Source organism: Mesorhizobium sp. M0590 (assembly GCF_040320905.1).
Taxonomy (GTDB): domain Bacteria; phylum Pseudomonadota; class Alphaproteobacteria; order Rhizobiales; family Rhizobiaceae; genus Mesorhizobium.
The window spans coordinates 52173-72638 of the sequence record NZ_JAMYQN010000008.1 but is presented as its reverse complement, the minus strand read 5'-3'; the positions used below and the strand labels follow the sequence as shown (position 1 = coordinate 72638).

The following is a 20466-nucleotide window of genomic DNA, read 5'->3' as shown; positions in this document are numbered from 1 at the left end:
CTTTCCGGGCGCGTCCGCCCGTTATTTTCTTCGTTCGAGCATGATCGGGATCATGCTTGGGTCATCTATGCCGCGCGTGCGGCTTGCGGACGGGCCTGCTTGCCCAGGTCGTTGCGGGTGGTCGGGCCGGCGGCACGGATCTTTTCACGCAGCCGGACCGCTTCGACCGTGCCGTTGGCCACGGTCACGTCTATCAGGTTGACGTCGACCACTTCGTTGTTGGCGGAGGCCTTGGCGCCGATCGCCTCCAGCCGGTCCTCGGCCGCCTTGTCATGGGCGATGTCGGCATGGTCGATAGTCTCGGCCCAGCCGCCATTGGCGTACCAGACGGCTATGCCGTCGGCGAGGCGGTTCGCGGTCAGGACTTTCATTGGTTCACTCCTTGCGCGGCAGCACGGGCCACGCTTTCCTGCCTGTGTGCCGCCAGTGGCTCGGACCGTTCGAAATTGGCGCCGGCGACCGCGTCGCCGATGATGGTCATCACCGGGCCGCTGAGGTCGGCACGCGCCTCCAGCGATGGCAGGTCGGCGAGCGTGCCGTGGAAACGGCGGCGGCTGGCAAGGCTGGCATTCTCGACCACGGCGACGGCCGTATCCGGCGACAGGCCGGCTTCGATCAGCCGGCCGGCGACCTCTGCAGCGACCGAGCGGCCCATATAGACGGCGACCGTCGCGCCGGAAATAGCGAGCTTTGCCCAATCTGGCAGCGAATTTCCCTTGAGGTCATGGCCGGTGGTGAACACCATCGACGACGACACGCCGCGCAGCGTCAGCGGCAGTTCGAAATCGGCGGCGGCGGCGAAGGCCGCGGTGACGCCCGGAACCACTTCGTAGGCGACGCCGGCATCGCGAAGTGCCGCCATCTCCTCGCCGGCCCGGCCGAACACCAGCGGGTCGCCGGACTTCAGCCGCACGACACGCTTGCCGGCGTGGCCAAGCTCGACCAGCAGCGCATTGATCTCGGCCTGGCTCTTGGAATGGCAGCCCTTGCGCTTGCCGACCGGCAGGCGCTCGGCATCGCGGCGGCCCATGGCGACGATCGCCTCCGGCACCAGCGCGTCATGGACGATCACGTCGGCTTCCATCAGCAGGCGATGGGCGCGCAGCGTCAAAAGGTCCTCGGCGCCCGGACCGGCGCCGACAAGCGCGATATGGCCCGATGCCGGTTCTTTCGAAAGCAGCAGGCCGACGGCCGCATCATGCGCCTGCGAAAGCTCGCCGGCCTCGACAGCGCGGGCCGGCGCGCCGCCAAAGAAATCGCTCCAGAAGCGGCGGCGGGCGTTGCCCTTCGGCAGCAGTCTTTCGGCGGTGTCGCGAAACGATGCGGCGAGAGTTGCGAGCGGACCGAGCGAGGGCGACAGCATGCGGTCGATGCGGCTGCGCAGCATCTGCGCCAGCACCGGGCCGGCACCTTCCGTGCCGATGGCAATGGCGACCGGCGCGCGGTTGACCAGTGCCGGCGTGAAGAAATCGCATAGCTCCGGCCGGTCGACGGCATTGACCGGAATGCCCAGCCGGCGCGCATCCCCGGCAACGCGGCGATCGAGCGCCTCGTCGCCGCTGGCGGCAAACACCATCACCGCACCATTGAGATGTGCTGCATCATAGGCCTCGGCGATGTGGGCGGCCCCCGTCTCGGCGATAAAGGCCAGCAGCTCCGGGCTTGTTTCATCGCTGACGATGCGCAGCACAGCGCTCGACTGCGCGAGCAGCCGCGCCTTGGCCAGCGCTTCCTCTGCGCCGCCGACGATGGCTATGGCTTCGCCCTCGACCCGCATGAAGACGGGAAAGGCATTGAGCTTGGGCGTGGCTTGCGGCATGACGAGCGGAATCCTGGAACCGTTTGTCAGTTCTACGCGGGGGCGCGAAAAACCAGAAGGCACCCACTCGCGCATCGCTTCGTAGCAGGCAATCTCTTTTCTGCAAGCATGAAGGCCAAGAGAAAAATATTCCACATTCAAATGCGGAGCAGATTGAAGCTGCTGTTGCAGCCCTTGATCCGCTGCCTTTCTAGCGCCTGGAGGAGCTAACCACAAAACAGATTTTTCTAAATTCTATCAATTTAGTAGATTAAGCCGCCGGATGCTGACCGAGCGATCGACGGCAGCCCCGCGCTCTCGCCGGCCCTTGTCGGAATACCGGGTCCGAGTACCGGAACATTCCCGCCTCGGCACGCGTTTGCACTAGGGCCCAAGCCCGGTCATGCCCCTACGGCAAAGGCTTGGCGATGGGCTTGAAAAATCAAAAAAGGAGCGCCCCATGAGCAACGTCAGACTGAAACGCGGACTGTGGATCGTGGTGGCAGATGGCGAAAAGGCGCTGTTCCTCGAGAACCGTGGAGACGTCCAATATCCCGACCTTCAGGTCGTGCACGAGATGGAGCAGGAAAATCCGGCAACCCGAGAACAGGGCACGGACCGCCCCGGCCGCTACAGCGACGGCCCTTCCGTCCACCGCAGTGCGGTCGAGGACACCGACTGGCACCGTCTCGGCAAGGAGCGTTTTGCCGAAGAGATTGCCGACAGGCTCTACAAGCTCGCGCATCGCGGCAGCTTCAAGGAGATCGTGCTGATCGCGCCGCCGCCGGTGCTGGGCGACATGCGCAGGAAGCTGCACAAGGAGGTCACCGACAAGATAACGGCCGAAATTCCAAAGACGCTGACCAACCACAGCATACCCGATATCGAGAACCTGCTGCAGGCGACCTGATCGGCATCGGCGGCGTCAACCGCCGCCAGACTTGAACACGCCGCCCGCGATGCTGACAAATCCTGCCGGCTCGCTCGCCTGGAAAGCCTTCTACACGTGCTGGCCGCCATTGATGTGTATTTCCGAGCCGGTCACGTAGGACGCCTGCTGCGAGCACAGGAAGAAGATGATGTCGGCGACTTCCGCCGTGGTGCCCAGCCTTCTCAGCGGAATGGTCTCGACGATTTTTTCGGTGCCCGGCGACAGGATCGCGGTGTCGATCTCGCCCGGCGCAATCGCATTGACGCGAATGCCGTGCGGGCCGAAATCATGCGCCATCTCGCGGGTCAGCGAGCCGAGTGCTGCCTTCGACGTCGCATAGGCGGTACCGGCGAAGGGGTGCACCCGGGTGCCGGCGATCGAGGTGACGTTGACGATCGAGCCCTTGGCCGACGCCAGCTCCTTGAACAGTCCGCGCGCCAGCATGATCGGGGCAAAGAAATTCACCTGGAAGACGTCGCGCCAGACATGCATCGGCGTGTCGATCGAGTTCATGCGGCTGTTGCCGTCCTTGAGCTTCGGCGAGATGCCGGCATTGTTGACCAGCGCATGCAGCTGCCCGCCATGCGCCTCCAGCCGGTGGCGGATCTCGGAGATGGCGATGCCGACATCCTCCTGGTCGGCGAGGTCGACCTTGATATGGTCTTCCGGGCCGGCCGGCCACGGGCAGTCCTCGGCAAAGGCCTGGCGCGAGCAGGTGATGACGCGCCAGCCTTCGCGTGAAAAGCGCTTGACCGTGGCGTGGCCGATGCCACGGCTGGCGCCGGTCAGCACAATGGTCTTTCTGGTGTCGGTCTCTGCCATTCGCGGTCTCCAAACGGGAGATGTAGCGGAACGCGGCAGCGGTGGCGAGGGGGCCTGTTGTTCAGCCGCCTGTCAGGATGTCCAGGATCGACGTCTGCCGCTTCTTGACCGGGCCGCCGACATTGCCGGGCGGCACCGGATGCTTGATCGATGCGGTGGCGCTGTCGACCCCCGGCATGGCCAGGCCGCCGGCATCGACCGTCTCGGCAGGACGCACGGGACGCGAAGCCGGCTGGGTAGCTGCTGCAGGCGGCGCCGATTGGCCAACGGAAGCGACCGGCGCCGGCGGCGCCGTGTCGGACGGTATGTCGTCCGGGACGATGGTGTCGGGCGGCGTCGACTTCCAGGTTCCAGGCAGCGGCCGCACCGGCACGCCCTCATGCGCGGCGACCATGAACTCGTGCCAGGCCTGCGCCGGCAGCGCGCCGCCGGTGACCTTCTTCATCGCGCTGCCGTCATCATTGCCGAACCAGACGCCGGTGGTCAGATTGGCTGTATAGCCGATGAACCAGGCGTCGCGCGAATTCTGGCTGGTGCCGGTCTTGCCGGCCGCCGGCCAGGCGAACGCCGCCTTCCTGGCCGTGCCGATCTCGACCGTGCCGGTCATCATCGAGTTCATCATGCCGACAACATCGGGATTGACGACCCGCGGCGCACCGCCGCCATTGTTTTCGTAGAGCACCTTGCCGTCGCTCGTCGTGACGCGGCGGATGAAATGGATGTCGGGCTTATAACCGCCATTGGCAAAGGGAACATAGGCCGAGGTCAGTTCCAGCGGCGTCACTTCCGAGGTGCCGAGCGCGATCGATGTGTTGGCCGTCAGCTCGGACTGGACGCCCATGCGGTGCGCCGCCTCGACCACCGCATTCGGCCCGACTTCCATGGTCAGCTGCGCGGCAACCGAATTCAGCGATTTTGCCAGCGCCGTCGCCAGCGTCACCTTGCCGAAATATTTGCCGCCGTAATTGTCGGGCGTCCAGTTGCCGATCTTGATCGGCGCGTCGTTGCGCACGCTGTCCGGCGTGCGGCCGGATTCCAGCGCCGCCATGTAGACGAACGGCTTGAACGCCGAGCCCGGCTGCCGGCGCGCCTCCGAGGCGCGGTCGAACTGGCTGGTCGAATAGTCGTAACCGCCGACCATCGCGCGCACCGCGCCGGAATTGTCGATCGACACCAGCGCGCCCTGGCTGACATTGAGCTTCTTGCCGCTCTGATCGATCAGCCGGCGGATCGATTGCTCGGCGAGTTTCTGCAGCGTCAGATCGACGGTCGTGTCGACGACGATATCGCGGCGCACGTCGCCGATCAGGTCGGGCAGTTCTTCCATGATCGTATCGGCGACGTAGTTTTCCGAGCCGGTCCAGTAGGACGGCGCGCGTGTCGCCGGCGCGCTCATCGCCGTGGTCTGCTCCTTTGCGCTGATCTTGCCCTCGTCGCGCATCGCGGCGAGCACCAGCTGCGAGCGCTGCTCGGCCGCCTTCGGGTCGCGCGCCGGCGACAGCCGCGACGGCGCCTTGAGCAGGCCGGCGAGAAGGGCGGCCTCCGACAGCGTGACGTCACGCGCGCTCTTGCCGAAATAGCGGCGCGAGGCCGCTTCGACACCATAGGCGCCAGAGCCGAAATAAACCCGGTTGAGGTACATTTCGAGGATCTGGTCCTTCGTATGCTTGTGCTCCAGCCACAGCGCCAAGAGCACTTCCTGCACCTTGCGTTCCAGCGTGCGGTCCGGCGTCAGGAACAGGTTCTTGGCCAGCTGCTGGGTCAGCGTCGAGCCGCCCTGCGAAAAATGCCCGCCCAGCACATTGGTCACCATGGCCCGGGAAAGGCCGATCGGGTCGATGCCGAAATGCGAATAGAAACGGCGATCTTCGATGGCGATGACGGCCTCGGGAATATAGAGCGACATTTCGTGCAGGCCGACGGCCTCGCCGCCGCTCATGCCGCGATTGCCAAGCAGCTGGCCGTCGACCGAGACGATCTTGATGTTGGGGGCGCGATCGGGAATGGCCCAGGTGGTGGCCGCCGGCATTTTCGCGCCGTAATAGACGACGATGCCGGCAGTGGCGATGCCGCCCCAGATGGCCAGCACGAAGCACCAGTAGAACAGCCGGGCAAGCACGCCGAACACGCCGCGCCGGCTTTTGCCGCGCCCGCCGCGCGGCGGCTTGGCCTTGGACGATTTGCGCTTTGCAGCGGCTTTTCGGTTGCTCGGCACGACGCGGTCCTCCTCGCTTACCGAAAAACCCGCCGAGGATCTCGCCCCCGGCGATGCCTCGAAGCTGGGCTCGATGCGGCTGTCTTTCCGGTTCGCCATGCGCTGTGCTGTCTTCCCCATGCCTATGGCGTTGGGGTTGAAGACTAGATGCGGCGGTTTAAAGGCGGGTTAAGTCGGGAAAAATCGAAATAAACTGTATTCAGTCGCTTGCCGAACGGCTGCGGCCCGCGACAGCGCCAAAGCCGGAAATGAAAAACCCGCCTCGGCGGGCGGGTCGCTGGAGCCAATGAGCACCATAGCGAAATTAGTAGCATAGCTGCCGGCACAAAGCAAGAACAAAATATGCTTTGCCTCAGAATAATCACTTCAGTTCGGCGGTTGCGACAACCCTCAGTCGTCGGCATCCGGGTCGTCGGAGGCCGGCCGCCAGCGGATCGGCTCGATCTTCCTTTGCGTATGGCCGTCGGTATAGGCCCACCAGCCGGCGTCGCTTTCGTCCCAGTCGCCGCCGGCCGCCTTCAGCCGGTCGAGCGAACGGTATTGCGCGATGCTCTCGTTCATCACGCCGTCGCTATCCTGCCAGTAGACGGTGACCTTGGAACCGTCCTTCGGTGCCGTTTCGATTGATTTTCGGGCAGCCATTTCAGTTCCTCCCGGCCGACGGCGTTAAAGTGCCAGAGGGCCATCAGCTGTGGGCGAAGATGTCCTCTTCATCCCAGCCCATCAGGTCGAGTTTCGCACGCGTCGGCAGGAAGCGGAAGCAGGCATCGGCTTCCCTGGTCCGGTTGTCGCGCGCCAGCCGCGCGCTGAGCACGTCGCGCAGCCGGTGCAAATAGAGCACGTCGGAGGCGGCATATTCGAGCTGCTCGGGCGACAGCGTCTCGGCGGCCCAGTCCGATGATTGCTGCGCCTTCGATAGGCCGACGCCGAGAAGCTCGAAGCAGATGTCCTTGAGCCCGTGCCGGTCGGTGTAGGTGCGCGTCAGCCGCGACGCGATCTTGGTGCAGAACACCGGCTCCGGCATGACGCCGAAAGCGTTGTAGAGCACGGCGAGATCGAAGCGGCCGTAATGGAACAGCTTGGTGATGCTGCGGTTCTTCAGCAGGCTGACGAGGTTCGGCGCCTTCTTCTGGCCGGGCGCGATCTGGATGACGTCGGCCGAGCCATCGCCCGGCGAGATCTGCACGACGCAGAGCCGGTCGCGATGCGGGTTCAGCCCCAGCGTCTCGGTGTCGATGGCGACCGCCCCGACATCGTAATGCAGCAGGCCGGGCAGATCGTTTTTGTGGAAACGTATGTCGCTCATCGTCTTCTCCGGTCGCGGCCCCGTGCAGCGATGCGCGACGGACCGTGCCCGTCCTTGCCGCGATCCGGCGAAAAATCAACAAAAACTTGAGTCTGGCGCAATTTCAGCGTGTCAGCGCCTCTAGAATGCGCGCCCAGGAGCGCTGGCCCTTGTGGAAGGAACTCATCTCGTACTTCTCGTTCGGCGAGTGGATGCGGTCGTCGTCGAGACCGAAACCGACCAGCAGCGATTCCATGCCGAGATAGGTCTGGAAATCGCCGACCACCGGGATCGAGCCGCCGCTGCCGGTCACCACCGCCGGCTTCGGCCATTCGTCGGATAGCGCCTGCTTGGCCTTGGCGAGGAAGGGCGAGTCGTAGGAAAGCTGGATCGCCGGCGAGCCGCCATGCGGATGAAATTCGACCGAGCAGTCGGCCGGAACGCGCTCCCTGGCGAATGCCTGGAAGGCGGCGCGGATTTTTGCCGGATCCTGTTTGTGGACCAGGCGGAAGGAGACTTTTGCCGAGGCTTGCGCGGCGATCACCGTCTTGAAGCCCTTGCCGGTATAGCCGCCGATAATGCCGTTGAACTCGGCCGTCGGTCGCGCCCAGGTGAGCTCGAGCACCGAGCGGCCCTTTTCGCCGGACGGAATCGACAGGCCAATCGGGCCGAGGAAGGTCTCGGCCGTCTCGCCGAGCGACAGCCACGACTGCAATATCTGCGACGGCGTTTCCTCGACGCCGTCATAAAAACCTGGAATGGTGACGTGACCATCCGCATCGTGGAGGTCGGCCAGGATCTTTGCCAGGATGCGGATCGGATTGGCGGCCGCACCGCCATAGAGCCCGGAATGCAGGTCGCGGTCTGCGGCGCTCACCGTGATCTCCTCGCCGACCAGCCCGCGCAGCGAGACGCAGATCGACGGCGTATCGCGGTCCCACATGCCGGTGTCGCAGACCAGCGCGAAATCGGCCCTGAGCTCATCTGCGTTCGCCTCGAGAAACGGTTTCAGCGACGGCGATCCGGACTCCTCCTCGCCCTCGAACAGGATTGTGATTCGGCACGGCAATCCGCCATGCACCTGCTTCCACGCGCGGCAGGCCTCGACGAAGGTCATCAGCTGCCCCTTGTCGTCGGCCGCGCCGCGTCCGGTGATCACCTTGTGGCCGGGCTCGATCTCCCTGACCGCCGGCGCGAACGGGTCGCTTTCCCACAGCTCGATCGGATCGACCGGCTGGACGTCGTAATGGCCGTAAAACAGCAGATGCGGCGCGCCCGCCGGCCCATCGTGATGCGCGACCACCATCGGATGCCCCGGCGTGTCGCGCACGCTGGCGTCGAAGCCGATCAGCTTGAGCTCGGCGACCAGCCATTCGGCGGCCTTGCGGCAGTCGGCGGCATAGTCCGGATCGGTGGAGATCGACTTGATGCCGAGCAGGCCGAACAGGCGTTCCAGGCTCTGGTCGAAGTTCTTGTCTAGGCGGTCGAGAACAGGGGAAACTGCGGACATCTGGCGGGGCCTTTCGATTCTGGCGGCGAATCTAGAGCCCATACGGCGAAACGGAAAGCCCGCGACCGTTAGGCCACAAGGCAGGATCTTATCGAAAGGCAAAAAAATGCCGCCGTGGTGGAGGGGGAACCACGGCGGCCTTACTCGAAACGATGCGGCAGCCCGGAGAGGGGGGATAGGCTGCCGCAAGTGTCCGGGATAGGCGGGGGACGGGCCTTGCTCCGGACTTCGGCGAAAACTGCCGATGGCGTTTATCTGTGTCTGCGAACGTGGCGATTCAAGGGCACAAAAATTACACTTTTGTAACATAGGCGTGAGCGAACAAAGCTCCGGCCAGGCCGGCAGGGCCGGCCAAGCTCGCACGCCATTTGTCAGGGTGTTGCCGGAACCCTTGGCGGAAGCCGCCTTTGGCATGGACCGCGGCGCTGCGCCGCGCTATCCCTCGTGCCATGAAAAAAGGCGATCATCTCTTCCTTGTCGACGGCTCCGGTTACATCTTCCGTGCCTATCACGCGCTTCCGCCGCTGTCCCGCAAGTCCGACGGGCTGCCGACCAGTGCCGTGCTCGGCTTCTGCAACATGGTCTGGAAGCTGACGCAGGACGCCCGCAACACCGATGTCGGCATCGTGCCGACGCATTTCGCCGTGATTTTCGATTATTCGTCGAAGACCTTCCGCAACGACCTCTACCCCGAATACAAGGCCAACCGCTCGGCGCCGCCGGAAGATTTGATCCCGCAATTCGGCCTGATCCGCCAGGCGACCAGGGCCTTCAACCTGCCATGCCTTGAGACGGAAGGCTACGAGGCCGACGATTTGATCGCCACCTATTGCCGGCTTGCCTGCGAAGCCAGCGCCGACACCACCATCATCTCTTCCGACAAGGACTTGATGCAACTGGTCGGCCCAACGGTTGCCATGTACGACCCGATGAAGGACCGCCAGATCGGCGTTCCCGAGGTGATCGAGAAATGGGGCGTGCCGCCACAGAAAATGATCGACCTGCAGGCGCTGACCGGCGATTCGGTCGACAATGTGCCGGGCGTGCCCGGCATCGGGCCGAAGACGGCGGCGCAATTGCTCGAACAGTTCGGCGACCTCGACACGCTGCTCGCCCGCGCCGGCGAGATCAAGCAGGACAAGCGGCGCGAATCGATCATCGCCAATGCCGACAAGGCGCGCATCTCGCGTGACCTGGTGACGCTGAAGAACGACGTGCCGGTGACCGAAGGGCTCGACGAGTTCGTGTTGCACGCGCCGGACGGCCCAAGGCTGATCGGCTTTCTCAAGACCATGGAATTCTCGACGCTGACCCGCCGCGTGGCCGAAGCGACCGGAACCGACGCGGGCGACGTTCCAGCCACCCCCGTCACCATAGAGCGTGCCGATACCGCGCATGGCCCCGATATGGGTTTTGGCGCGCCCGCGGCCGCCGAGAGCGCACCGCCGTCGGACAAAGCGGCACTCGAAGCCCCGGCCGCAGCCAAGCAAGGCGACACCCCATCCCTGCTTTCGGCGCTTCGCCTGGAGGCTGCCACCGCCCGCAAGATCGACACCAGCGCCTACGCCTGCATCCGCGACGCCGCGACGCTGAAGGTCTGGATCGCCGAGGCGATGGAGAGAGGCATCGTCGCCTTCGACGTTAAGACCTCCTCGCCCGATCCGATGCGGGCCGAACTGATCGGCCTTGCCATGGCCGTCGCGCCCGGCCACGCCGCCTACGTGCCGCTTGCCCACAAAAACGGCAATGGCGACCTGCTCGGCGGCGGCGCGGTCGAAAACCAGATCCCGATCCGCGACGCGCTGGCGTTGCTCAAGCCGCTGCTCGAGGACAAATCCGTCCTCAAGATCGTGCACGACATGAAATACCGCCTTGTCGTCATGAGCCGTCACGGCATCGAGATCGGCCCCTATGACGACACCATGCTGATCTCCTACGTGCTTGAGGCCGGCACTCATGGTGGCCATGGCCTGGAGGCGCTGGCCGATAAATGGCTCGGCCACGCGACCATTCCGCTGAAGGAACTGGCCGGTTCGGGAAGAAGCTTCGTCGGCCTCGATCAGGCCGACCTCGGCAAGGCGACGGCTTACGGGGCCGAGCACGCCGACGTCGCGCTCAGGCTCTGGCAGGTGCTGAAGCCACGGCTTGCCGCCAAGGGCCTGGTCTCGGTCTATGAACGGCTGGAACGGCCGCTGGTGCCGGTCCTGGCACGGATGGAGCAGCGCGGCATCTCCGTCGACCGGCAGATCCTGTCGCGGCTCTCCGGCGAACTGGCACAGGGTGCCGCACGGCTCGAGGACGAGATCTACCAGCTGGTCGGCGAACGCATCAACATCGGCTCGCCAAAACAGCTCGGCGACATCCTGTTCGGCAGGATGGGTCTGCCCGGCGGTTCAAAAACCAAGACCGGCCAGTGGTCGACCTCGGCGCAGCTTCTCGAAGACCTCGCCGCCGAAGGCCACGAATTGCCGCGTAAGATCGTCGACTGGCGCCAGCTGACCAAGCTGAAATCGACCTATACCGATGCGCTGCCCGGCTTCATCCATCCCGACACCAAGCGCGTCCACACCTCCTACGCGCTTGCCGCGACGACGACCGGACGGCTGTCGTCCTCGGATCCCAATCTGCAGAACATTCCGGTACGCACCGTCGAGGGGCGAAAGATCAGGACGGCCTTCATTGCCGACAAGGGCAACAAGCTGGTTTCCGCCGACTACAGCCAGATCGAATTGCGCGTGCTGGCCCACGTCGCCGAAATCCCGCAGCTCAAGCAGGCCTTCGCCGACGGCGCCGACATCCACGCCATCACCGCGTCCGAAATGTTCAACGTGCCGGTCGAGGGCATGCCTTCGGAAGTGCGCCGCCGTGCCAAGGCGATCAATTTCGGCATCATCTACGGCATTTCGGCCTTTGGCCTCGCCAACCAGCTGTCGATCGCGCGCGAGGAAGCCGGCGACTACATCAAGAAATATTTCGAGCGCTTCCCCGGCATCCGCGACTATATCGATGCGACCAAGGCCTATGCCCGCGAGCACGGCTTCGTCGAGACCATTTTCGGCCGCCGCATCCACTATCCGGAAATCAGATCGTCAAATCCTTCGGTCCGTGCCTTCAACGAGCGCGCCTCGATCAACGCCCGCCTGCAGGGCACCGCGGCCGACATCATCCGCCGCGCCATGATCCGTATGGACGATGCCCTGGAAAAAGCCAGGCTTTCCGCCCGCATGCTGCTGCAGGTGCATGACGAGCTGGTCTTCGAGACCATCGAAGCCGAGGTCGAGGCGACGATCCCGGTCGTGTGCCACGTCATGGAGAACGCGGCCATGCCGGCGGTGTCGATGTCGGTGCCGCTGCACGTCGACGCCCGCGCCGCCAACAACTGGGAAGAGGCGCATTAGGGCGGGGACGGATATCGACTTCCTGTTGAGGAGCCCCAATATTCTGATGTGGCCTACCTTCATCAGCCTACGCGCCCGTTGAGCCATCTTTTCTCAAGGTTCACGAAAAGCAGCGGTGTGGTATACTGCCCCCATGATCACGAAGACACTCGAGAACCTGGTAAAGCACGCGGAAGCTTGGCCTCGCGAAGACCAGGAGGAGCTTGCCGACTATGCCCGCGTCATCGAGGCGCGCCGAACCGGAGTGTATGCCACGTCGGAATCAGAGCGCAGCGCCATCACAACGGGACTCGCAGAAGCCGACCACGGCACTTTCGTAGATGAGGATACGGTTCGCGCGGCAGACACCCGCCGCAGACTATGAAGGTCCGATTTACGCGGCAGGCCTTTGCCGAACGCGAGGCGATTTTCAACTACCTCGACGAGCGGGCGCCCCAGGGCGCCCTTTCAGTTGTTTCTCGGATCCAAGCTGGGATTTCGCGACTTGCCGAATTTCCAGAAAGTGGCCACGCGACCGATATTCCTGGCGTTCGCGTTCTCTTCATAGGTCGCTACCCCTACAAGGTTTTCTATCGTGCCCGTTCCGATGCAATCGAAATCCTGCACATCCGGCATACCTCAAAGAAGCCGGTTGGCTAGGCCGTAAACTAGGTGGAAAGCGGACTTGGGATTTGTGGAAAGCACTCATGGCGTATGTCATGCTAGAACCGCAGTCATCAAGAATGGTTCATGCATGAATTGGGAACAGATAGCATCGGATTTCGCTTGGGACGGCTCATGGCGAGACATCTACGTTCTGAACACGTCTGAGGCAGATTGGCAGGGCGTCTGGAACATCCTCCTGGAATGGACCCCGCCTGCTAGTTTCAGTGTCTCCGGCAAGATCGAGTCGATGCCATTGGGCGTCGAAGCGGCCCTGGAAAGCGAAACAGGCAGCTTACTGTCTTTTTACGTCGGGCCAATTCAGCTTGCATGTCACTTCTTCACCGTTATCGAAATTGAGTTCGACTTCGATCCAAGGCAAGTCAGCGGAAAAACCGAGGTTGAGCACCTTGACCGCTTTATGCGATTGCTCGGTGACGCTACTGGGAAGCAGATAATTCTGACGCAGGAAAATGATCAACAGGCTATCATCGCACGCTACTCTCCCGATCTTGAGAGGGTAGTTTGGACTGCACTTTCATAGCCGAATGTCTGCAACGGGTCGTTTGTTGACTGGCGGCTTCCGCCTCATGGAGGCTATCGCCAAACCATAGGAACCATCGTGAGCCCACCAGCGAGGCGTGAATACTGCCCCGCCGCCTTCGAAGTGTTGCCTTCGGGCTTGCTAAGCCGCTTCAGCCAAACACTTCGCACATGTCCCACGAAACTCGATCACCGCCTTCTTGGCGGCGAAGCCGGTCGAACGCACCCATTCGTCGAGCCGGTGTCCGACATCGTGGTCGGAGAACTCGGTCACCTGGCCGCAGGTGTCGCAGATGGCAAACGCCGTCATCGAATGGCTGTGGTCGTGCGGCTCGGCACAGGCGACGAAGGAATTGAGGCTTTCGAGCCTGTGCACGAAGCCGGATTTCACCAGCGTGTCGAGCGCCCGGTAGACCTGCAGCGGCGCGCGAAAACCGCGCTCGCGCAGTTGGTCGAGCAACGTATAGGCGCTGAGCGGGCCGCTGGCGGCCTCGAGCTTCTCGAGAACGCAAAGCTGGTTCTTCGTCAGTACATCCCTTGCCGCCATGATCCTGTTCCAAGCCGCTCCGTGCCGATCGCTGCCATTTCGCAAGCAGTCGGACCTCTTCCACTGAGATAGCGACGAACTGCCATTTTTGCTACTGTTTCTATTCGCAGCCGGTGGTCGGCTGGCCGGCGGCGCCATATTCAAAATACTGACAAAATCCTCGGCCAGGCTGGCCGTGCTTGGAAATTCGATCGGGCTTGGGGAAGCAATCATGATCAAAGTGACGCGGCGGACGCTGCTTGCCGGCACGTCCGCGCTGGCCGCTGCCGGCCTGGTGCCGTTTCGGGCATTCGCAGCGGCGCGCACCTACCATGCGCTGCTTGTTGCCTGCACCGATTACCCGAACCTGCCGAAGAAAAACTGGCTGATCGGACCGAAAAACGATGCCGGCTTGGTGCGCGATTACCTCCTGGGGAACACGCCCGCGCCGGTAAAATTCCTGGCCGAAAACGTCACGCTGCTCGCCAAGGATGTCGAAGGCGCCAACGGACCGCCGACACATGCGGCGATCAAGGCGGCGTTGGCCGATCTTGCCGCCAAGGTCCAGCGCGACGATTTCGTCTACCTGCATTTGTCCGGTCACGGCGCGCAGCAGCCGGCAGCGAACAAGGGCGACGAGACGGACGGCCTCGACGAGATTTTCTTGCCGTCCGACATCGACAAATGGGTGAACCGCGAAAAGGGCGTGCCCAATGCGCTGGTCGACAACGAGATCGGCACCGCGCTCGACGCTATTCGCGACAAGGGCGCCTTTATCTGGGCCGTGTTCGACTGCTGCCATTCCGGCACTGCGACGCGCGCCGCCGAGGTCGACGACGAGTTGGAACGCAAGGTCGAGTTCGCCGATCTGGTCGGCGGCGACGACGCTGCCAGGGCGGCTGCGGTGAAAGCCTATGACGAGATTGCGTCGGCCGCGCCGCGCGGCTTTGACGAGGACGGGCAGCGCAAGCCGGCCTTCAAGCTGACGCCGACCGGCGCCGAGCCGACCACCAAGGGCAAATTGGTCGCCTTCTACGCGGCGCAGACGGTGGAGACGACGCCCGAGATGCCGCTGCCCAAGGGCACGGCCGATGCACCGCGTTTCGGGCTGTTCACCTTCACCATCCTGTCGAAACTGGCCGAGAACCCCAACATCACCTACCGCCAGCTCGGCCAGGCCGTGCTGCAGCAATATTCGGCGGACGGCCGCACCCGGCCGACGCCGCTGTTCGAAGGGGAACTCGACGCCCGCGTCTTCGGCACCGACAAGACCGACGCGGTCATGCAATGGCCGATCGTCATCGAGAATGACAAAGCCACGATCGGCGCCGGACTGCTGCATCGCCTCACCCCGGGCAGCAGGCTCGCAATATTGCCGTCGGCGCTGTCGCCGCTGTCCGAGGCGCTTGGCTATCTCCAGGTGCAGTCGGCGAAAAACCTGGAAAGCCGGGTCAAGCCGGTCGAGTTCGGCGGCAAGCCGGCGCTCAAGCTGGCCGACATCCCCGCCAATGCCTATGCGCGGCTGGCCGAGCTCGCCGTCGACTACAAGCTCGTGGTCGCGCGGCCGGCAGCGGCCAAAGGCCTCGAGAAAGAGGCCGCGCTGGCGAACTCGGTTCTCGACGAACTGGCGGCCAGGGAGAGCTCAGGGTTCCACATCGCGCTGGTCGAGCCGGGCAGGAGCGCAGATCTGCGTCTCGCAGTGCTGCGCGAGAACGCCATTGCCGGCGCCGCAGAAGATGCCACCGACGCGCCGGCGCTGTGGTTCCTGCCGGCTTCGGGCGACATGACGCTCAAGGGCGGCAGCAAGCCGCCGTTGATCGTCATTCATCCGGACGGCCGCGAAAAATTGATCGAGGCCGCCGCAGGGAATCTGACGAAAATCTTCCGCGCCATCGGACTGTCGAGGCTGGCCGCCGCTTCCGATTATCGGCCGGAAGAGGTCAGCGTCGAGTTCCGGATCAAGCGTTTTGACAGCGACACGCTGCAGCCGATCGAACCGTCGACGGTGCCGCGTGTTTCGCCCGACGATCAGGTCCACGTGCTGGCCAGGAACGGTTCGACCAACCTGGTCGACATCAACGTGCTCTATGTCGGCTCCGACTATTCCATCCAGCATTTTCTTGCCGAGCGCCTGACCGAAGGCGCCGTGCTCGAGGAAGGCCTGTTCAAATTCACCGACACCAGCTTCGGCATGGAGCGGATGATCGCCGTCTTGACCGAAGCACCGCCGCAGAGCGAGAAGCAGGATCTGAGTTTCCTGGCGCAAGAGGGGGTTGTCTCGGTAACGCGCGGACTGGGACAGCCAAGCTTCGCCGACATGCTGGCCGATATCGGCATGGCGCCGGCGACGCGGTCGGCCATGCGGCTGACCGACGACAAGGGGTCGAAGGGCGCCGTGATGATCTTCCCGATGGAGACGGTGCCGCGCGCCTGAGGCGGGGTCAGGTGCCCGGCCGGGCCTCTTGCCTAATCGGCTGATAATGAACATTCTTCGACCGCCGCTGTCGGCGGCCGAACGGAACGGATGAGGGCGTTCGTGAACAGGATCGTATTTTCTTGGCGCGCAACAACCGCCGGCCTTGTCGCCGGGCTGTTGCTGGCCGCGAATGCTTCGGCGGACGAGGCTTGCGGCCTCTGCGCCAAGGAGGTCGTCATCAATTCCGAACTGGCGAGTTGCTTTCTCGACCAGTACGACCAGATCTCCAAAACCGGCAACGCCGCCGTTGTCGTCGATCTCAGCAGTTGCACCTCACGCGGCGTGGTCGAACCATTGCCGTCGCCGAGCAAGGCGCAGGTGGCGCCTGACGTGCAGTTCATCGTTTCGCGGGCGCAGCTGGATTGCCTGAAGAAGAAGCTGGAGGCGCCGGGCATCGTGCTCGACCCGTCCGCCACCATAGAACTGGACAGCTGCGGATGACGAAAGCGGGGGGCAACGCAACGCAGCAGGTAGTGACGGCGCCGGTACCGCAAAAGAAGCCGGTGTCGCTGCCGGAAACCGTCGAAGGCCTGCCGTGGGTGAGCAATCACGAGGTCAAGAAGGAGGCGAACCCGTTCACCGATCGCGACTGGCGCATGCTCGTCTATGCCTGGTCCGGATTGCTGGTGCGCCTGGCGATCATCTTCACCTTGATCTTTTCGGTCTACCAGTTCCTAGCGACCAGGAGCAGAAGCGCGTCGAGCAGACGATGTCGCTGGTCGAGCTCTGGGAAAGCAAGGACTACCAGCAGGCGCAACGGGCCCTCAAGCAACGCCTGGCGGCGCTCAACGCCAAATACGGCAATCTGCTCAGTGCCAATCCGACGCCGACCGAGGAACAGGTGTTCAGGCAGCGCATCGGCATCGAAGCGATGAGCGCAACCGGCGGCGACATGCCGCTTGCCGAGTTCAGCGACAATTTCGACCGCATCGTCTATTTCCTCAACCGCCTTTCCTTCTGCGTCGAAGGCAGGCTGTGCTCGCGTGAGGTCGCCGACTCCTATTTCCGCGACTATGCCGCTTCGTTCTGGAGCTATTTTGCCGGCTATATCGACAAGGAACGCAAGGCCGGTTCACCGACTTTCGCCCAGCCGATCGAGAACTATGTCCGCCAGGCGCCACCCTCGGCCCAGTCCAGATAATTCCCGAAAATGCGAAAGCCGGCGACGGAAATGCTCCGCCGCCGGCCGGTTTTCCGCGACGATCGCGGCGGAAACTCTGCAGGCCTATTTGTACAGGCTGTTGATCCACTGGACGTTGATGGCGTTCAGACGCACGGCTGTGTTGGCATCCGGGCTCTCGGCCACGTTCACGCCGGTGATGACGCGCTGCTTGGAGCCATTGTCGTAGGCATAGACCGAGCTGCCGCTCGATCCTGGATACGTGTCGCAGTCGTACTGGAAATACTCGGTGGCGATGTGTTCGGCGAGCACTTCGCAGGTCGCCTTCCACATCGTGCCCATCGGCTTGTCGCCGGGATAGCCGACGATGTTGGCGGTGAAATCGCCGAGATCCACATAATTGGCATAGCCCAGCCAGCCGAGGTTGGTGCCGACATCCTGCTTCAAGGTGACGATGCCGAGATCCCATGGCACGACCGAGCCGTAAAAGCCCTGGTAATTGTCGATGAAGCCCTGGATGATATAGGCGCTTTCATAGGTGAAGGCGCCGAACGGTGCGTCGTCGGCAGTCTTGCCGTTGAGAGCCGGCACGAACAGGATGTCGTCGAGCCAGGCCTTGTCCTCGTGGCTGTAGAGGCAGTGCGCCGCGGTGAGCACCGTGCGCGGGCCGATCAGTGTTGCCGAACAGCTGCCATAGCTGCCGCTTTTCGATTTGCCTTCGAGGTAGCCGATCGCGGTGAACGGGTAGGTTTTGGTATTCTTGATCTGCTCCCGGTCGTCCGTCCCGAACACCTGGCGGCCGGCCTCTTCGCCTCCGCTCAGCCCGGAATTCTCGGACTTCTGTCCCTCGGCGGGCGCGTTCATTTCCTTGATGACAAGGTCCTTCAGCGTCTCGTTCGGATCGATCTTGATGTCCTTGCCATCGGCGGAGCGGCCGACGATGCCATAGGATTTGACGGCCGTTGCTTCGTCGGTGAGCGGCGCGGCGCGGTTGGCCTCGTCCTCGGTCAGTTTCGGCGGGGCGATCGGTTTCGCCCGGCCGGGCTTGTAATCGCCCGATGTCACATCCCGCATGCTTTCGCCGTTGCCGGCATTGGCGGAACCTGGATCGGCTGCCAAGGCAGGAACCGCCCACATTGCGGTGGAAAGCAACGCGGACGCAATAATGCTATATGTCAGTTTTGTCATGGTGAGACTCTCCCAAAAGTCAGCAAGGACTGGATCAAGATACAGAAATATTGTCGAGATCGTGGTGGCGCAGAAAAATGAAATTGGTTACCGGTACCTTTACCGGGCCATTATTCAGTGCAGCCAGTTTAGGTCCCCGCCAAAAATGCCTGCAACGGTATACTGCCTAAAATAATCCAACATTGGCAACGACAAATTGCTTCCACATAGCCCGTGGGGGGCTATAGGATTTTGGGCGGGTTTGGCTCGACAGCACGACTAGCAGAAATGGTGCTCGGCTTTGTGACGGATCATGCTTCGCCGTGGAGCATGATCTCACCGGCCGGTTCCATTTCAGTGGATCATGCGTCGGCGACTGACCTGTCGGGAACATCGTCTCAGGGGGTTCGAGGTGAAGATCATCCATAGGTTCAGACCGATTGCCGCCGCCGCACTGCTCGGCATCGCGGCGGCCTTGCCGGCCGTCAATTCCGTTCATGCCACGGACGCGGCCGCGCGGCCGGAGGCGGCGATCTCGCCGATGAAACGCGTGGCCGAGGCCAGGGCCAAGGCCAAGGCGGAGAACCCCGACGGCGCCGATCGCGTCTACGGCGGCAAAGAGGCCGAGAAGGGCGCTTACCCGTTCCAGGTGGCATTGTTGACCACCAACAGACTGGACAAAAGCCCGGCCTCGCAGGCGAATGCGCAGTTCTGCGGCGGCAGCCTGATCGCGCCGCAATGGGTGCTGACGGCGGCGCACTGCCTCAATGACGACGGCGAGCCGATTTCGCCTGATATGGTCACCGTGCTCACCGGCGCCACCGATCTCAGCGAGGGCAAGCGCTACAAGGCGGCGGAGATCATCGTCAACGAGGGCTATAGCGAGCAGACGCTGGACAACGATCTCGGCTTGATCCGGCTGGCCGAGCCGGCCGATGCTCCGACCATCAAAATTGCCCGTGAGCCGACACCGGACACCGGTAAGACGACGGTCACCGGTTGGGGCAAGATGCAGGACGGAGCGTTTCCCACCGCGCTGATGGTCGCCGACCTGGACCTCCAGCCGAACGCAACCTGCAACAGCGGCATCAAGGCGATTTATGCGCATGATTTGAAGGCAGCGCTCGGCGAGCTCGCCCGCCGCATGCGTTACTCGGAAAGGGGCATCGAGGCGGCCGCCAACGCGATTGCAGCTGACATGGCCGATCCGCTGACCGGCAACATGATCTGCGCCGGCACCGCAAGCGGCGAGCGCGACGCCTGCAACGGCGACAGCGGCGGACCGCTATTCATGACCGGCGCCGATGGCCCGGTGCAGGTCGGCGTCGTCAGCTGGGGCGAAGGTCCGGCCGACGGCAGCACCGCCTGCGGCCACAAGAACGCCTACGGCATCTACACGCGGCTGGCCAATTACACCGGCTGGATCGAAGAGAAGATGAAGACGGCAGCGCCGGCAGCGCCCAAAGCCCTCGGCACGGCGCAGAAGCCCGCCACGCCCTGACCGGTGTCATTTGCTGAATGACGGCGGGAGCAATCCCGCCGTTTCTGCCCGGAACCTTAGGTTGGGACTAGAACCAGCGATCGCGGCGCTGGTCTGTGGCGGCCAAGGCGAGGCCCAGTAGCGCCCCTACGGCCGCTCCGAGTATGAAGGCGGACGATATTGTGCCGGGATTCTCCTGGACAACCCCGGACACTGTCTGCGCCCTGTTGCGCAGGGCTTGTGCCGTCCGCGAGGCGCGCTCAGCAGCGTTGCCATACCAATCGCCGGCGTCCTCAATCGCCTCTTCCGCGCGTTCGGCCAAGGTTCGGTTGATCTTGTTGATCTCGCGCCTCAGCTGCGCGACCTGCTTCTCCAGGGCTTCCTGAGCTTCACGTTGAGTCATCTTCGGTGCTGCGGATTCGTTCGGTTCGTCGGCCATTGTAATCTCCTTTGCTCAGGCTCGGCTCAACGGCCGGCCCACTGTGCAGGTTCCTCCGCAAAACGCGTATGTCCGGTGTTTGTTCGGTGAGAAACCGGCTTTTGTCCGGCATGT

General features: G+C 63.4%; 18 protein-coding genes. 8 read left to right on the top strand and 10 right to left on the bottom strand.

From position 1 onward, the window contains the following. Positions 1–65: 65 nt before the first annotated feature. Both NKI52_RS15255 and cysG read right to left on the bottom strand, forming a co-directional pair. On the bottom strand, positions 66–371 hold the full coding sequence (locus tag NKI52_RS15255) for a DUF2849 domain-containing protein (protein WP_352453967.1): 306 nt from the start codon (positions 369–371) through the stop codon (positions 66–68). Further along, a complete protein-coding gene (gene cysG / locus NKI52_RS15250) occupies positions 368–1819 on the bottom strand; it encodes a siroheme synthase CysG (protein WP_352698487.1) in 1452 nt (483 codons plus the stop codon). Before cysG ends, NKI52_RS15255 begins: the two co-directional genes overlap by 4 nt. Before the next feature lie 439 nt (positions 1820–2258). On the opposite strand from cysG, the gene NKI52_RS15245 reads away from it, so the two are divergent. After that, the gene (locus tag NKI52_RS15245) at positions 2259–2708 is read left to right on the top strand and encodes a baeRF12 domain-containing protein (RefSeq protein ID WP_023675241.1); all 450 of its coding nucleotides are present in this window, start codon (positions 2259–2261) and stop codon (positions 2706–2708) included. Between the two features lie 90 nt (positions 2709–2798). On the opposite strand, the gene NKI52_RS15240 is transcribed toward NKI52_RS15245, so the two are convergent. The 5 genes from NKI52_RS15240 to NKI52_RS15220 form a co-directional block, all read right to left on the bottom strand. Next, positions 2799–3551 carry an SDR family NAD(P)-dependent oxidoreductase gene (locus tag NKI52_RS15240; RefSeq protein WP_023675240.1) on the bottom strand — a complete coding sequence of 251 codons (753 nt, stop codon included), beginning with the start codon at positions 3549–3551 and terminating at the stop codon, positions 2799–2801. 61 nt (positions 3552–3612) lie between these two features. Then, positions 3613–5865: a transglycosylase domain-containing protein gene (locus tag NKI52_RS15235; protein ID WP_352698485.1), complete on the bottom strand. Its 2253-nt coding sequence runs from the start codon at positions 5863–5865 to the stop codon at positions 3613–3615. A 291-nt stretch (positions 5866–6156) separates the two neighbouring features. Then, positions 6157–6408, bottom strand: a complete 252-nt coding sequence (locus tag NKI52_RS15230) for a hypothetical protein (protein WP_352698483.1) — start codon at positions 6406–6408, stop codon at positions 6157–6159. 43 nt (positions 6409–6451) lie between these two features. Continuing rightward, positions 6452–7072 (bottom strand): ribonuclease D, encoded by a 621-nt coding sequence (locus tag NKI52_RS15225; RefSeq protein ID WP_023675237.1) that lies wholly within the window; start codon positions 7070–7072, stop codon positions 6452–6454. Positions 7073–7175: 103 nt separating this feature from the next. Then, positions 7176–8561: a M20/M25/M40 family metallo-hydrolase gene (locus NKI52_RS15220; protein WP_352698481.1), complete on the bottom strand. Its 1386-nt coding sequence runs from the start codon at positions 8559–8561 to the stop codon at positions 7176–7178. Positions 8562–9010: 449 nt separating this feature from the next. Here NKI52_RS15220 and polA point away from each other — a divergent pair, with 449 nt between their 5' ends. The 3 genes from polA to NKI52_RS15205 all read left to right on the top strand — a co-directional run bounded on the left by polA (position 9011) and on the right by NKI52_RS15205 (position 13145). Further along, complete coding sequence (polA, locus tag NKI52_RS15215; protein WP_352588498.1) at positions 9011–11959, top strand: DNA polymerase I; 2949 nt, start codon at positions 9011–9013, stop codon at positions 11957–11959. Between the two features lie 360 nt (positions 11960–12319). Beyond that, positions 12320–12598: a type II toxin-antitoxin system RelE/ParE family toxin gene (locus tag NKI52_RS15210; protein WP_352577441.1), complete on the top strand. Its 279-nt coding sequence runs from the start codon at positions 12320–12322 to the stop codon at positions 12596–12598. A 94-nt stretch (positions 12599–12692) separates the two neighbouring features. Further along, on the top strand, positions 12693–13145 hold the full coding sequence (locus NKI52_RS15205; protein WP_352568251.1) for a hypothetical protein: 453 nt from the start codon (positions 12693–12695) through the stop codon (positions 13143–13145). Positions 13146–13286: 141 nt separating this feature from the next. On the opposite strand, the gene NKI52_RS15200 is transcribed toward NKI52_RS15205, so the two are convergent. Next, positions 13287–13691: a Fur family transcriptional regulator gene (locus NKI52_RS15200; RefSeq protein WP_023675234.1), complete on the bottom strand. Its 405-nt coding sequence runs from the start codon at positions 13689–13691 to the stop codon at positions 13287–13289. Positions 13692–13902: 211 nt separating this feature from the next. On the opposite strand from NKI52_RS15200, the gene NKI52_RS15195 reads away from it, so the two are divergent. From NKI52_RS15195 to NKI52_RS15185, 3 genes are all read left to right on the top strand, one after another. Next, on the top strand, positions 13903–16104 hold the full coding sequence (locus NKI52_RS15195) for a caspase family protein (RefSeq protein ID WP_352698479.1): 2202 nt from the start codon (positions 13903–13905) through the stop codon (positions 16102–16104). Between the two features lie 102 nt (positions 16105–16206). Continuing rightward, entirely contained in the window at positions 16207–16587 is a 381-nt protein-coding gene (locus NKI52_RS15190; RefSeq protein ID WP_352698477.1) for a hypothetical protein, read from the top strand. Positions 16588–16855: 268 nt separating this feature from the next. Continuing rightward, positions 16856–17287, top strand: coding sequence for a hypothetical protein (locus tag NKI52_RS15185; protein WP_352698475.1), 432 nt, complete (start codon positions 16856–16858; stop codon positions 17285–17287). Between the two features lie 84 nt (positions 17288–17371). Here NKI52_RS15185 and NKI52_RS15180 read toward each other — a convergent pair whose 3' ends face one another. Next, positions 17372–18454: a trypsin-like serine peptidase gene (locus NKI52_RS15180; protein ID WP_352568254.1), complete on the bottom strand. Its 1083-nt coding sequence runs from the start codon at positions 18452–18454 to the stop codon at positions 17372–17374. Between the two features lie 391 nt (positions 18455–18845). Here NKI52_RS15180 and NKI52_RS15175 point away from each other — a divergent pair, with 391 nt between their 5' ends. Next, the gene (locus NKI52_RS15175; protein ID WP_352568255.1) at positions 18846–19934 is read left to right on the top strand and encodes a S1 family serine peptidase; all 1089 of its coding nucleotides are present in this window, start codon (positions 18846–18848) and stop codon (positions 19932–19934) included. Between the two features lie 67 nt (positions 19935–20001). Here NKI52_RS15175 and NKI52_RS15170 read toward each other — a convergent pair whose 3' ends face one another. Next, on the bottom strand, positions 20002–20352 hold the full coding sequence (locus NKI52_RS15170; protein WP_023675228.1) for a hypothetical protein: 351 nt from the start codon (positions 20350–20352) through the stop codon (positions 20002–20004). Positions 20353–20466 lie beyond the last annotated feature (114 nt).

Excerpts from the sequence above, each read along its gene's own strand:
- NKI52_RS15255 (WP_352453967.1), bottom strand. The coding sequence starts at position 371 with ATGAAAGTCCTGACCGCGAACCGCCTCGCCGACGGCATAGCCGTCTGG.
- cysG (WP_352698487.1), bottom strand. The coding sequence starts at position 1,819 with ATGCCGCAAGCCACGCCCAAGCTCAATGCCTTTCCCGTCTTCATGCGG.
- NKI52_RS15245 (WP_023675241.1), top strand. The coding sequence starts at position 2,259 with ATGAGCAACGTCAGACTGAAACGCGGACTGTGGATCGTGGTGGCAGAT.
- NKI52_RS15240 (WP_023675240.1), bottom strand. The coding sequence starts at position 3,551 with ATGGCAGAGACCGACACCAGAAAGACCATTGTGCTGACCGGCGCCAGC.
- NKI52_RS15235 (WP_352698485.1), bottom strand. The coding sequence starts at position 5,865 with ATGGCGAACCGGAAAGACAGCCGCATCGAGCCCAGCTTCGAGGCATCG.
- NKI52_RS15230 (WP_352698483.1), bottom strand. The coding sequence starts at position 6,408 with ATGGCTGCCCGAAAATCAATCGAAACGGCACCGAAGGACGGTTCCAAG.
- NKI52_RS15225 (WP_023675237.1), bottom strand. The coding sequence starts at position 7,072 with ATGAGCGACATACGTTTCCACAAAAACGATCTGCCCGGCCTGCTGCAT.
- NKI52_RS15220 (WP_352698481.1), bottom strand. The coding sequence starts at position 8,561 with ATGTCCGCAGTTTCCCCTGTTCTCGACCGCCTAGACAAGAACTTCGAC.
- polA (WP_352588498.1), top strand. The coding sequence starts at position 9,011 with ATGAAAAAAGGCGATCATCTCTTCCTTGTCGACGGCTCCGGTTACATC.
- NKI52_RS15210 (WP_352577441.1), top strand. The coding sequence starts at position 12,320 with ATGAAGGTCCGATTTACGCGGCAGGCCTTTGCCGAACGCGAGGCGATT.
- NKI52_RS15205 (WP_352568251.1), top strand. The coding sequence starts at position 12,693 with ATGAATTGGGAACAGATAGCATCGGATTTCGCTTGGGACGGCTCATGG.
- NKI52_RS15200 (WP_023675234.1), bottom strand. The coding sequence starts at position 13,691 with ATGGCGGCAAGGGATGTACTGACGAAGAACCAGCTTTGCGTTCTCGAG.
- NKI52_RS15195 (WP_352698479.1), top strand. The coding sequence starts at position 13,903 with ATGATCAAAGTGACGCGGCGGACGCTGCTTGCCGGCACGTCCGCGCTG.
- NKI52_RS15185 (WP_352698475.1), top strand. The coding sequence starts at position 16,856 with ATGTCGCTGGTCGAGCTCTGGGAAAGCAAGGACTACCAGCAGGCGCAA.
- NKI52_RS15180 (WP_352568254.1), bottom strand. The coding sequence starts at position 18,454 with ATGACAAAACTGACATATAGCATTATTGCGTCCGCGTTGCTTTCCACC.
- NKI52_RS15170 (WP_023675228.1), bottom strand. The coding sequence starts at position 20,352 with ATGGCCGACGAACCGAACGAATCCGCAGCACCGAAGATGACTCAACGT.